Source organism: Paenibacillus wynnii (assembly GCF_000757885.1).
Classification (GTDB): Bacteria; Bacillota; Bacilli; order Paenibacillales; family Paenibacillaceae; genus Paenibacillus_AQ; species Paenibacillus_AQ wynnii.
In genome coordinates this window covers 432,759-446,298 of the sequence record NZ_JQCR01000001.1, presented here as the reverse complement: position 1 = coordinate 446,298, position 13,540 = coordinate 432,759, and the positions used below count along the sequence as shown (strand labels likewise).

The following is a 13,540-nucleotide window of genomic DNA, read 5'->3' as shown; positions in this document are numbered from 1 at the left end:
AAGAGCCGTATATAGTGATATCAAATGTTGAAGTCAGCTTCCCTTGTAGAGAGAATACGGCTTCAGCGTCACTCAGGAGGGTTCTTCATGAATATGGACATTAATCCAAAGAACAAGCCATTTCGTACAGGGAAATTAGTCAGCGGTGTAGCAGCAGTCTTGATTGTGCTGATTATTGGGGGAAATGCATTTACATCTGTAGAATACGGGCACGTAGGGTTGTACAAAACATTCGGTAAGTTGAACAATAATACGCTAACTCCGGGTATCCATTTTAAAATACCTTTCATCCAGACGGTTATTCAGGTGAACACTCAGGTAACGAAAGCAGAGACAGATACAACAGCCTCCTCGAAAGATCTACAGCCCGTATCTACGCATGTAGCTGTGAACTATTCAGTTAATCAAAGCTCGGCCTACAATCTGATGAATAACATCGGCGGGAATTTTGATACGGTTATTATTAATCCGGCTATTCAGGAAATCGTCAAGGAAGTAACAGCAAGATATCCTGCAGAAGATTTAATTAAACGAAGAGATGTGGTAGCAGCTGAGATCAGCGAGCACTTAACCTCTAGGCTCGCCAAATATGATCTGGTTGTAAACGATATTAACATTGTGAACTTTAAATTCTCCGAGGCCTTCGATCAGTCTATTGAAGCGAAGCAGGTCGCCCAGCAGCAGGCGCTGAAGGCTGAAAATGACCTTAGACGAATTGAGATCGAAGCCAAACAAAAAATCGCACAGGCACAGGCTGAGGCAGAATCTCTGAGGCTGAAGAAGCAGGAGGTAACTCCAGAACTGGTACAGCTAAAACAAATTGAGGTATCCGAGAAAGCATTGGAGAAATGGGACGGTAAGCTGCCGAGCGTAACCGGCGGAGCGACTCCATTTATTGATATTGATTCACTAACTCAGAAATAAAAGGTTATATTTCGAAGACAAAAAGGCCCTGCTCCCCTTGAGCAGGGCCTTTTTGGTACAGAATAATACTATAATCAGTATCTGAAAAGCATCGTCGGAATCTGCCATCCCGCGCCTACTGACCAGAAAAACACGTAGTCGCCTCTTTTAATGACTCCATCCTCAACACCGCGCTGAAAAGCGATGAAAGGACTGCTTGTACCTGTATAGCCGAATTCGTCACCTACGTAGATGAATTTTTCTTGCGGTGCTGCAAGGCCGCTCTGAATCAGTTCAATATTTTTAAGGGAGAACTGTGACAGGCAGAAAGCGGAAATATCTTCAATCGTTAGTTCATGTCGAGCTAAAAGCTCTTGAATATCATTTATTGCAGCGTCTACGCACACCGTACCGTCAAAAGGAATCCATCGGATGCGCAATTGCTCTGGTGTAACATCCTTACTGTAAATATTCGATAAACCACAGGCCGGGAACGTAATATTACCGCTGCCCTCTGAATCTATGTAGAATAAAGAGTCGACAAATCCCTTACTCTCGTCAGTGCTGCGTTCGAGAATGACAGCTGCTGCTGCATCTCCGAAGTTAGGATAAGTAATCTCGTCATCGGGATTACAATGGATAGAACTGTGGTCACATCCAACGACTAATGCGTATCGGACATGCGGATTAGACTGCATATAACGGCTTGTTTGCTCCACGGAGGTAACCATTCCGGCGCAATTGGCGTTGGAATCCATTGTAATGGTGCGGTGTTTTCCCTGAAGCTTATGGTGCAGCAGAAGAGCATTGGTAGGATAGGTATATTCCGGGGTCTGAGAGACAAATACGATCATATCCATATCTTCTCCGGTTAATCCGGCTTCCAGCAGTACCTTTTGGGCTGCCTTCAGACCCATCGTAAATGCATTCTCCTCTTCGCTATCCGCGATATATCTCCGTTCCCGTCCCATTACTTGCAAAAATCGTTCAATGTCCTTGCCCATGCTGTTAAAATGGTTCAGGTAAAAATCATTATGCACGACACGTTCCGGATGGTAATAAGCGGCTTGGCGAATCGTAATAGAGTCCAAATGCATTCCTCCTAGACTTCTACAATTTCATAGTTTTCCAGCTTGGTAGAACGGGCAACACGGCCGAGCTGCATCTTGAGAATTGGATTCTTTGCAATCGTAAAGATAACCTTTTTGAAGCCGGATTCTTTATACATAATGTAGCATTGCTCCAGCATTGGCAGCACGTCCGGTGAAGAGACATTTAGACCTGTACAATCCAGAACGATTTCATATTCAGCAGGATTAAATTTACTTACGTGTTCGTTATACTCCTGGATGAAGCGGCCGGCATCTTCTTGTGACATTGCACCCTCTACCATTACCTTAAGTGTGCGGGTTTCAGTGCTTGGTGAAAAATTGAAATTTCCCATTTGCGAAGATCTCCTCCTAAATAATTAATATAAAAAAAGGGTATTAAAAATATGTCGAAACATACGAGATTCATTATAGCCGGTTTCCCTATTTTGGAAAGTGTAATTTGGCATATAAACCCTATTTATTTTATTTTTTATTTTTTAGGGAACTACAACCATCTTCTACGGAGACTTACAAATCTCTATGCTTTGCAGTGGCGGAGCTCTCTAACTTTGCAAAGGAGGTATCTATTGGTATGATGAAGGAATGTGAGAACATACACTACTCAATTTTATGGAGGAATACAACGATGAGCGAAAATACGCTATCCCGAATGATTGATCATACGCTGCTTAAAGCGGACGCACGGAAAGAAGACATAATTAAATTGGCTGAGGAAGCTAAAGAGTATAAGTTTGCCTCGGTTTGCGTTAATCCTGCATGGGTGGCTGTTGCCCATGAAGTGCTGAAGGATACTCCGGAGGTCAAAGTTTGTACAGTAATTGGTTTTCCACTGGGTGCTTCTACTCCGGAAACCAAAGCATTTGAAACAGCAAATGCCATCGCTAACGGAGCAGGCGAGGTAGATATGGTTATTAATATTGGGGCTCTTAAGACTGGCGACGATGAGTGGGTCAGCCGAGATATTGCTGCTGTCGTAGATGCAGCCCGTGGAAAAGCACTAACGAAGGTTATCATCGAGACCAGTCTTCTTACGGATGAAGAAAAGGTTCGTGCCTGCAAACTTTCTGCCCAGGCTGGTGCTGATTTTGTAAAAACATCTACAGGCTTCTCTACAGGAGGGGCAACGAAGGAAGACATCGCACTTATGCGGGCTACTGTGGGTCCTGATATTGGTGTGAAAGCTTCTGGCGGCGTTCGCAGTGCAGAGGATGCGCTTATAATGGTCGGAGCCGGTGCAACCCGTATTGGAACAAGCGGCGGCGTGGCTATTGCGAAGGGTGAACTGAACGAGTCGGGATATTAATTCTGGAAGGTACAACAAGATGAACAGCGGCATGTGCAATCTGGCACGCCGCTTTTTTAATGAATGAAGACTTTTGTAAGCGTTATATATATTTCTCTTCTGTAAAGTGATAATTCACAGTGGAATAATAAGAACTTTCTGTTCAAATGACATGAAGTGTGAGAGAATACTATCAATTCTAAATTGTTAAAGTTTTCTATTATTTATTTTAAGGGAGGAAATACCCATGTCAGAAGATCGTAAGCTGTCATTTGAAACCTTGGCCATCCATGCGGGTCAAGAGATTGATCCAACTACCTTTGCCCGTGCTGTTCCGCTTTACCAGACAACCTCTTATGGTTTCCGCGATACTGAGCATGCTGCGAACCTCTTCGGACTTAAGGAATTCGGCAATATTTATACCCGTCTGATGAATCCGACCACGGATGTTTTCGAGCAGCGTATTGCCGCTCTTGAAGGCGGTGCGGGGGCACTTGCAACTGCTTCTGGGATGGCGGCTATTTCCTTCTCCATACTGAATATCGCAGGTGCTGGTGATGAGATCGTATCAGCAGCCAGTCTATACGGCGGTACATATAATCTCTTCTCCACAACACTGCCCAAGCTTGGAATTAAGGTTCATTTTGTGGACTCGGATAACCCAGAGAACTTCCGCAGCGTAATAAATGATAAGACCAAAGCCATTTTTGCTGAGACCATCGGCAATCCGCAGGGCAACATACTGGACATTGAAGCCGTCGCTGCTATTGCTCATGAGCACGGAATTCCTCTTATTGTGGATAATACCTTCCCAAGCCCCTATTTGCTCCGTCCTATTGAGCATGGTGCAGATATTGTCGTGCATTCCGCCACAAAGTTCATCGGGGGGCATGGTACCTCTATCGGGGGCGTCATCGTAGATGCCGGTAAGTTTGATTGGAAGGCCAGCGGCAGGTTCCCGGGTCTGACCGAACCGGACCCAAGCTATCATGGAGTGGTCTACACTGAGGCTGTCGGACCTATAGCCTATATCATAAAAGCGCGTGTTCAATTGCTGCGTGATCTGGGTGCTGCTATATCCCCGTTTAACTCCTGGATGTTGTTGCAGGGTCTGGAAACACTGCATCTGCGGATGGAACGTCACAGCGGAAATGCTTTGAAGGTAGCCTCTTATCTGGAAGCTCATGAGGATGTGGAATGGGTAAGTTATTCCGGCCTTCAGAGTCACCCATCCTATGAACTGGCCCAAAAGTATTTGCCTAAAGGACAGGGAGCGATTCTTACCTTTGGGATTAAGGGAGGAATTACGGCTGGACGTAAGCTGATTGAGAATGTAAAGCTCTTCTCTCATCTGGCTAATGTCGGAGACTCCAAGTCGCTTATTATTCACCCGGCGAGTACTACGCATCAGCAGCTTTCTGATGAGGAGCAAATCTCTGCCGGCGTTTCCCCGGAGCTGGTTCGCTTGTCTATAGGTACAGAATCCATTGATGATATCTTGTATGATCTGGAGCAGGCGATAGCGGCCAGCCAGCAATAATAAAGCCATTATGAAGGGCACTTTACCTATTAGATCCCATCCACTTTCGCATAGGAGAGAGGAGGATCAGTACGGTAAAGGCCCTTTTTTAAAATAAACCAATCTATATGTTTCACAATATAATGATCCTTATATTTCCCCGAGAGACGGATACCATCCTTATATATGACGGCGCAGCCGTTTCTTTTTGTTTACTGTAAACTTTGCATTAAAGTGTGTAATTTCACATGTTTTGATACCGCTTGCATAATTCCGGGGTGTCCCCCGTATTTATAAGTAAAGCAATAGAGCCGGCGGGAACCAATACATCTAATGAATAAGCCGGCGGCAATCCAAAGCCGAAAAGGGTGGGTGCAGAAGATGAAGGATGAGCATCAGCAGGATGGTTTTCGAAGTAATGAAGAGCGCCCGTTGAAGTTTAACGCTGGTGACCAAGCATGGGATGGAGTTAGCTTTTCAGTATCTCTAAAATCTGCATCTACGGAATCTGGAAGCGTAGGAGGCACCCGTGAAACAGCAGAAAGATTTAACCGGAGTTACTTCAGCCGGACTGGATTGCAGCCGGCATTCCTTGTCCTGCGTGATGGAGAAAATGATCGATGCGTAGTAACTGCGGGCCATTCGGCCGCGGCTGGCCCATGTCTCGTTAGGAGTGAATCATGGCTGCTAAAGCCGGAGCTTGAGAAACTTTATAATACCTGGATCAACAGTAACAATGAGGCTGAGATTGATCGGGTTTTGCAGCGTATTTATTATATACTTCGTTCCACGGCAGCCGGGCTTCTGGAATCATCGGACGGCAGTTGGGTTGCAGTCACTCTTCCGTTTACTCCTGAACTGTCCGCACGGCCTCTCAAGCTGAATGCACTTCAGGATGTGCAGCTTGAAGCACTGTTCGCTGCACTCGGCGAGCGCTACCGGCAGGGCTGCGATAGCCGGGTGGATCTGCTGGCGCCGTACCCCGCCAGCGGAGCTGAATTCGCAGCCATGCGCGAATTCATCGAGACCGTGGCCGAGCAGACCCTCGGCCACGCCTTTGCGGCGACTTGCCGCATCGGGGCGCTGATCGCCCCCGATGCGCATCGCGCCGCTGAGGAAATCGTGCGAATCGCCGATTTCCTCGTGCTGGACGGCGCGGCTATGGCCGCCGCGCCGGAGGACGATGCCGCCGCGGAGGGCTTCGCCCTGGCGGCGGGGCAAATCCTGACCGCCGTGCGGCGCATCAAGCCGGCGGCGGTGGTGTTCGCCGCGGGGGCACCGGCGGCGTACGCATTGGCCGATCTGTACCGGATCGGCCTGAACGGGATCTTCTGCAGCGCAGATCAGCGGACCGAAGCGCTGCTGAGAGCGGCCTGCCTAACCTGGATGACCCGGCAGGAAACCTTCGAACACACCGAAGGGGTAAGGGCTGTTAAGTAAGCTTAGTCTTATTAGAACCGGGAATATTTTGAACTTTAAATTATGTAAAGCAGCTTTCAAAGTTCACTTTCGAACTTAGACAGCTGCTTTTTTTTTGTATTTTAGGCTTATCCAGCTGTTTACAATGAGGTTTAAGGTGGTATAGTATAGTTATAAGTTGCACAAAGGAAATATATTTGCACAGTTGCAACAATGATTATCATTCTCATTCAAGTTATCATTTAAATCTAAATCTATCATGCTGTCCCGGCTAAGCCGGGGCAGCATGTGTCATTTTAAGGGACCTAATAATGGATCTCATTCTCAATTAGCAAATGTAAGATCCATAACTCTAATCAGGGAAGGTGATTTATAATGCAAGCAACATCCAAACATTTACCTCAGAGTAAGACCCTATTCCGAAGCTCAAAGCGACCGCAATTACCGAACCGCCGAAAGTTCGATGTGCGGGCGGTAATGAGCAATTCCGAAATGCAAGCCGCAATAGGCAGCGGGATTTTGATGCTCATAGCATGGGCTGCAGGTGGATGGTCCGAGATCGCATCTGTTCTGCTCTATGTGATCTCCTATACCGTAGGCGGATGGATCAAAGCCAAAGAAGGTGTAGAGACACTAATTAAAGATCGCGATCTTGATGTGAACCTGCTGATGATTGCTGCTGCACTGGGAGCTGCTTCTATCGGTTACTGGAATGAAGGGGCGATGCTGATTTTTATATTTGCTTTAAGCGGGGCTCTTGAGAGCTACACGATGGAGCGCAGTAAAAAGGATATCTCTTCACTTATGGCCCTTAAGCCGGCAACGGCGGTGCGAATTGAGAATGGAGCTATGAATGAGATTACGATTGACCAATTGATCCTTGGAGATCTATTGCTGGTTCGCCCGGGGGAATTGATTCCAGCAGACGGCAAGGTATACCGCGGGGAATCATCCGTGGATCAGGCCTCGATAACCGGAGAGTCGGTCCCTGTTGACAAATTTGCCGGTCATGAGGTTTTTGCAGGTACAGTTAATGGCGAAGGCCCCTTATATATTGAAGTAACCCAATCAGCAGAGAACACTCTTTTTGCAAAGATCATTAAGATGGTAGAAGAGGCTGAATTGGAAGTGCCGAACTCGCAGCGCTTTATCAAACGGCTGGAGTCTATTTACGCCCGGGTGGTAGTGGCCACCACGTTGGCTTTGGTATTGCTGCCGCCTGTACTTCTGGATTGGAATTGGGGCACCACATTTTATAAAGCCATGGTATTTCTCGTTGTTGCATCCCCATGTGCCCTAGTCTCCTCCATTATGCCAGCGATGCTGTCCGCGATATCCAAAAGCGCAAGGAGAGGGATTTTATTCAAGGGCGGTGTCCATCTGGAAAATATGGCCCGTACCTCTATCGTTGCCTTTGACAAGACAGGTACACTTACCGAGGGAGCCCCGCAAGTTACTGATTTCATTGCTGGCGGGGAGTATGATCGGGATGAGCTGCTCATCATATGCGCCTCACTTGAGAATATGTCACGGCATCCATTAGCGGAAGCCATTGTACGCAAAGCCGAGGATGAATGTCTGGTGCTTCGGGGGGTACAGGAGACAAAGTCCTTAACCGGATGGGGGATTGAAGGTCAAATCGATGGACAGCACTGGCGGATTGGGAAAACCAACTTCCTCGACACGGAAACGGTTGAAGGCCCGGCACATATCCTTGAGTATTGGAGAGCCCTTCGTCAGCAGTTGGAGGATGAAGGGAAGACCGTATCCATTATCATGGAGGGTGAGAAAGTTGCGGGCATGATTGCGCTGCAGGACACCGTACGTCCTCAGGCAGAAGCAGCGGTGCGAAAGCTGCAGGCATTGGGGATTAAAGTAGCTATGCTGACCGGAGACCGTGCTGCTACTGCAGCGGTAATCGCCCGTAAGACTGGAGTAGATCTGGTGTATGCTGATCTCCTGCCGGAGGATAAGGTTAGATATATCAAAGCGATGCGTGAGACCTATGGTAATGTGGTCATGGTAGGAGACGGAGTTAATGATGCGCCAGCTCTAGCCACGGCTACTGTGGGTATTGGAATGGGAATGAAGGGCAGCGGTGCTGCGCTCGAAATTGCGGATGTGGTATTAATGAACGATAACATTGAGGAAATCGCAGCTACGATATCCTTGGCTCGCCGTACCCAAAGAATTGTGAAGCAAAATATGATTTTTGCGGTAAGTGTCATCTCGGTTCTCATATTGAGCAATTTCCTGCAGGGAATCGCGCTTCCTTTTGGTGTCATAGGTCATGAAGGAAGTACTATTCTGGTGATCTTGAATGGGCTGCGGCTGCTTCGCTAGTATATAAATTTCTAAAAATTAAATTGTTCACAAAATAGTTCCTGCAATAGGAGTCTGGCATATTGACAGAATCGTTTTCTGTTATCATAATAAATACTACATTGTAATCATTTTAAATAAGGACTGACGCTCTGCCGTACAGCTCCATAAGGAGGATATAGTCATGTATAAATCAATTATTGTGGGAACGGGTCCTGCCGGGTTGACTGCTGCCATTTATTTGGCTCGCGCGAATCTGAAGCCATTGGTTATTGAGGGACCTCAACCGGGGGGACAACTAACCACTACAACAGAAGTCGAGAATTTCCCGGGGTTTCCTGAGGGCATTATGGGACCGGATCTGATGGACAATATGCGTAAGCAGGCGGAGCGTTTTGGTGCAGAATTCCGTACGGGCTGGGTGAATAGTGTAGAACTCGGAGAACGTCCGTTTAAGCTGAATATTGAAGGGATAGGTGTCCTGGAGACGGACACACTGATTCTATCCACTGGAGCTACGGCGAAATACTTGGGTATTCCCGGTGAACAGGATAATATCGGACGCGGTGTGAGTACTTGCGCAACTTGTGACGGATTTTTCTTCCGCGGCAAAGAGATTGTGGTTGTCGGCGGTGGGGATTCGGCGCTGGAAGAGGCGGGTTTCCTGACTCGTTTTGCTTCAAAAGTAACTCTGGTACACCGTCGCGGTGAACTGCGCGCTTCCAAAATCATGCAGGATCGCGTGCGTGACAACGCCAAAGTATCTTGGGGCCTTAACCGTACTCCTCTGGAAGTGACTTCAGGCGATAAAGGTGTAAACGGGCTGAGAGTGCTAAATAATGAAACCGGTAAGGAAGAGATTATTGAAGCCAGCGGTGTGTTCGTTGCCATTGGACATCATCCTAACACTGCTTTCTTAGGCGGTCAGATCACAACGGATGTGAACGGCTATATCGTAACCAATCCAGGTACCTCAGAGACTAATATTCCGGGCGTATTCGCTTGCGGTGATGTTCAGGATACACGTTATAAACAAGCAATTACTGCGGCAGGCAGCGGGTGTATGGCGGCTATTGATGCGGAGAAATATATTGAAAGTTTAGAGCATAGCGCGGTCATTCTATAATTTGTACTTAACGGCAGCTCAAATTCATACGGATAAGTGTATTTTGTGCAGCTATTTAGACTTACTTAGTAGCTAATTCTCGTTTAATTGTACTTAATACACTTATTCGGGCGAACTTGGGCTATTATCGGCGATTTGCAGTTATGTAGTTGCACAAAGTACAATTAAAGTTAGAAACAGCTGATTAAACCACCAAAATAGATGTATGAAATACACTTAAATTCATTTACTACTATCATCAGCTTGTGAAAAGAAGTATAGAAGCGGAGTTCCCGCTAAATTATGGGAGGAGATCATACTATGGAAAATGTAATTGTGTACACATCGACCAATTGTCCGCATTGCCGTCAGGTGAAGAGCTTCCTGAATGAGAAAGGCGTTTCCTACGAGGAACGCAACATCGAGCAGAATGATGATTTTGCACAGCAGGTATGGGATATGGGTATGAGAGCTGTGCCTATAACCGTAATTGGCGAGTATAAAATTGTAGGCATGAACAAAACTCAGTTCGCCAAAGCTTTGGCGACAGAGTAATTAATTCAATAAACAACAAGAAAAAGCAAGTTTCCGGGGTTTAGGAAACTTGCTTTTTGTTTGTTGGAGACATATTTATTTGTACTAATGATGATGGCTAGGTATCTAGGAACAACGTACTAATCTGAAAGATCACATATACCGCAATGCCTAGGCCAATAAGCGTCAATCCGGATTTCTTCCTGGATTGGAACAGACGCAGTACGCCGAGGCTGATAAGCGGTGCAATAACCAGCAAAAACAGAAGAACAGCAATGAACATTTGCGCTGAAATATCGGACGTATCAACATAGGTCATAGACGATCACTCCATTTCAAAAGAGGCTTTATGGTGACATATGTCACACTAATATAACCTTCATTATATAGGATTGAAAGCCCTTAATCTGCACCTGGAAGCACCCTAAATACGTCAATATTACGTCAATTTGTTAACCACTCGTTAGTTACAAGGTGACGCGGATATTCCCAAGGAAATGCATAACCGCCGAGAATCCAGCACCAATCACAGTGCCACGGCTGCCCAGCTTGGAGAAAGTAATCTCCAACTGCTGCTTATGGTAAGGCAGGGTGCGTTCCGCAACCACCTTGCGCAGCGGTTCACCCAGCCATTCTTCAGCCTCTGACAGTGCTCCGCCAATGACAATAACCTCGGGATTGAAGCTGTTGATCAGATTGGTTATGCCGATACCGAGATATTCACCCACTTTTGCAAAATGGCGCAGAGCATCCTCCTGCCCCTGAGACGCATAACGCACAAGCTCCGGCGTAGTTCGCGCCGGCAGATCGATATCCGCGTTATCATACGTTTTCTCCGAGGCATACAATTCCCAACATCCGCGGCTTCCGCAGCTGCATAGCCTGCCGTCGGCTTCGATAGACATATGCCCCGTCTCTCCCGCATACCCGCGTGCGCCCTTATACAATTCCCCCCCGATGATGATCCCTGAGCCGATACCTGACCCTGCACTGACGTATAGAAGATGCCGCACATCCCTCGCCGCGCCAAAGTTCAGCTCACCTTGAGCTCCAGCATTCGCTTCATTATCGATCGTAACGGGAACCGAGAAGGAGGATTCGAGCATTCCTCGCAGATTCACCATTTCCCAACCTAGATTGGGTGCAAATAGGACGACTCCATTCTCATCTACCATACCGGGAACACCTACACCAATTCCCACAATGCCATATGGTGTTACGGGAGCTGAAGCCATCAGCTCAGAGATTATCTTATGTATCTCTTCCAGAACATACGGCAGGTCGTGATGGTTCAAGGTGTAATCACGTTCACCCAGTACATTTCCACCGAGATCACAGAGGACAGCAGTCAGCTGTTTTACACGCAACTCTATGCCGATAACACTGCCGGCCATCGCATTGAAATGCAGGATTAATGGTTTACGACCTCCGCTGGACTCTCCCGGGCCGGCTTCAATAACCAGTTCTTGCTGGCACAGCTCGGCAACAAGGTTGGATACAGTTGCTTTATTTAGTCCTGTCATTTCCGATACCCTTGCCCTTGAGAGGGGGGAGTGCTTTCGAATCATGTGGAGGATAATGGATTTATTAATTTTTTTGACCAGTGCCTGGTCACCGGTAACTTTCACGAATTACACTTCCTTCTGGGAACGTTCTCATTTAGTTCTACGCCACTTAGTCTAGAGCCATGTGCTGTAAATTGCAACAGGATCGCGATCCCTTTTTCGGAATATTCAAGGATTGAAAACTCCGCTTTAGGGTCATCATAACATGGGTTCATTGTAAAAAAAGCACGATTTGCGAGAATAAAAAAACTTTGTTTAACCAATATACAAAGTCTTTGCGATGTGTTAATATGAGTTTGTAAACGCTTGCGAGCAAAGCACAATATGAGGAGGATTTTATAATGGCTTATTTTGAAACAGTAGGTAAGATTTCTTATGAGGGAAGTCGCTCTACCAACCCTTTTGCATTCAAATTCTATAATCCGGAAGAGATCGTAGCAGGGAAATCAATGGAGGAGCACCTTCGTTTTGCGATGGCTTACTGGCATACATTAACAGCTGGCGGTTCTGACCCGTTCGGTGCTGAAACTGCAATTCGCGGCTGGAATCACCTTACTGGAATGGACAAAGCAAAGGCACGCGTTGAAGCTACTTTTGAATTCTTGGATAAGATGAACCTTCCTTACTACTGCTTCCACGATTTAGATATCGCACCTGAAGGCGAAAGCCTGCGTGAATTCCATAGCAACATTGATACAATCGTTGATCTATTAGGTCAAGGCATGAAAACTTCCGGCAAGAAATTGCTGTGGAATACAGCTAACATGTTCACTAATCCGCGTTATGTGCACGGTGCAGGATCAGCTTGCAACGCAGATGTATTTGCTCATGCTGCTGCTCAAGTGAAGAAAGGTCTTGAAGTAGGTAAGCTGCTTGGATCTGAGAACTATGTATTCTGGGGCGGTCGTGAAGGTTACGAAACACTGCTCAATACGGATATGGGACTTGAGCTTGACAACATTGCCCGTCTGTTCACAATGGCTGTTGACTATGCGAAGGAAATCGGTTTTGAAGGACAATTCCTGATCGAGCCAAAACCAAAAGAGCCAACAAAACACCAATATGATTTCGATGCAGCTACAACGATTGCGTTCTTGCAAAAATACAACCTTGACAAGCACTTTAAGCTGAATCTTGAAGCTAACCACGCTACGCTTGCAGGCCATACTTTTGAGCATGAGCTTCGTGTAGCCCGCATTAACGGCATGCTGGGATCACTGGATGCGAACCAAGGCGATCCATTGCTGGGTTGGGATACAGATGAGTTCCCGGTTAACCTATATGATTCCACACTGACTCTGTACGAAGTACTGAAGAACGGTGGACTTGGCAAAGGCGGAATCAACTTTGATGCTAAAGTACGCCGTCCTTCCTTCGAGCCTGATGATTTGTTCCTGGCGCACATCGCCGGCATGGACACTTATGCTAAGGGCTTGAAAGTAGCCGCTAAACTGATTGAAGATCGTGTATTTGAGAACTTCATCGACAAACGCTACAGCAGCTTCACTGAAGGTGTTGGCGCTGATATCGTGTCCGGTAAAGCAACTCTGGCTTCTTTGTCCGAGTATGCACTGAACAATGAGAATCCGCGTGCTAACCAATCCGGTCGTCAAGAGTACTTGAAAGCTACGTTGAACCAATACATTTTGGCTGAATAGTAGAACAAGTATAGACCAAAGGTACAAAGCTTGATCGTAAGTCATTGCAACGGGGGTTGCTGAAGAAAGCATTCTTCGGCAGCCCCTTTTTCTACATGTATGCTTTCGAAGGGCTGACCGA

The 13,540-nt window shown here is 46.7% G+C and carries 12 protein-coding genes; 8 read left to right on the top strand and 4 right to left on the bottom strand.

Annotated elements, in window-relative coordinates:
• The first annotated feature begins 87 nt into the window (after positions 1-87).
• A complete protein-coding gene (locus tag PWYN_RS02160; protein ID WP_240479655.1) occupies positions 88-924 on the top strand; it encodes a prohibitin family protein in 837 nt (278 codons plus the stop codon).
• Between the two features lie 74 nt (positions 925-998).
• On the opposite strand, the gene PWYN_RS02155 is transcribed toward PWYN_RS02160, so the two are convergent.
• Together PWYN_RS02155 and PWYN_RS02150 are read right to left on the bottom strand one after the other, a co-directional pair.
• On the bottom strand, positions 999-2,000 hold the full coding sequence (locus PWYN_RS02155; protein ID WP_157261064.1) for a ketoacyl-ACP synthase III: 1,002 nt from the start codon (positions 1,998-2,000) through the stop codon (positions 999-1,001).
• 5 nt (positions 2,001-2,005) lie between these two features.
• Complete coding sequence (locus PWYN_RS02150) at positions 2,006-2,347, bottom strand: hypothetical protein (RefSeq protein WP_036647867.1); 342 nt, start codon at positions 2,345-2,347, stop codon at positions 2,006-2,008.
• A 293-nt stretch (positions 2,348-2,640) separates the two neighbouring features.
• Between PWYN_RS02150 and deoC the strand changes: the two genes are divergently transcribed.
• From deoC to PWYN_RS02115, 6 genes are all read left to right on the top strand, one after another.
• Positions 2,641-3,318 carry a deoxyribose-phosphate aldolase gene (gene deoC, locus PWYN_RS02145; RefSeq protein ID WP_036647866.1) on the top strand — a complete coding sequence of 226 codons (678 nt, stop codon included), beginning with the start codon at positions 2,641-2,643 and terminating at the stop codon, positions 3,316-3,318.
• A 226-nt stretch (positions 3,319-3,544) separates the two neighbouring features.
• Positions 3,545-4,837 carry a homocysteine synthase gene (locus tag PWYN_RS02140; RefSeq protein WP_036647864.1) on the top strand — a complete coding sequence of 431 codons (1,293 nt, stop codon included), beginning with the start codon at positions 3,545-3,547 and terminating at the stop codon, positions 4,835-4,837.
• A 738-nt stretch (positions 4,838-5,575) separates the two neighbouring features.
• Positions 5,576-6,256 (top strand): hypothetical protein, encoded by a 681-nt coding sequence (locus tag PWYN_RS29015; RefSeq protein ID WP_157261063.1) that lies wholly within the window; start codon positions 5,576-5,578, stop codon positions 6,254-6,256.
• A gap of 354 nt (positions 6,257-6,610) precedes the next feature.
• Positions 6,611-8,578, top strand: coding sequence for a heavy metal translocating P-type ATPase (locus PWYN_RS02125; protein ID WP_036647858.1), 1,968 nt, complete (start codon positions 6,611-6,613; stop codon positions 8,576-8,578).
• Between the two features lie 163 nt (positions 8,579-8,741).
• The gene (gene trxB / locus PWYN_RS02120) at positions 8,742-9,683 is read left to right on the top strand and encodes a thioredoxin-disulfide reductase (RefSeq protein ID WP_036647856.1); all 942 of its coding nucleotides are present in this window, start codon (positions 8,742-8,744) and stop codon (positions 9,681-9,683) included.
• 300 nt (positions 9,684-9,983) lie between these two features.
• On the top strand, positions 9,984-10,217 hold the full coding sequence (locus PWYN_RS02115) for a glutaredoxin family protein (protein ID WP_036647855.1): 234 nt from the start codon (positions 9,984-9,986) through the stop codon (positions 10,215-10,217).
• A 97-nt stretch (positions 10,218-10,314) separates the two neighbouring features.
• On the opposite strand, the gene PWYN_RS02110 is transcribed toward PWYN_RS02115, so the two are convergent.
• Positions 10,315-10,515: a membrane protein gene (locus PWYN_RS02110; RefSeq protein ID WP_036647853.1), complete on the bottom strand. Its 201-nt coding sequence runs from the start codon at positions 10,513-10,515 to the stop codon at positions 10,315-10,317.
• A gap of 148 nt (positions 10,516-10,663) precedes the next feature.
• A complete protein-coding gene (locus PWYN_RS02105; protein WP_036647850.1) occupies positions 10,664-11,824 on the bottom strand; it encodes an ROK family transcriptional regulator in 1,161 nt (386 codons plus the stop codon).
• A 278-nt stretch (positions 11,825-12,102) separates the two neighbouring features.
• Between PWYN_RS02105 and xylA the strand changes: the two genes are divergently transcribed.
• Positions 12,103-13,419, top strand: coding sequence for a xylose isomerase (xylA, locus tag PWYN_RS02100; RefSeq protein ID WP_036647848.1), 1,317 nt, complete (start codon positions 12,103-12,105; stop codon positions 13,417-13,419).
• Positions 13,420-13,540: the final 121 nt, after the last annotated feature.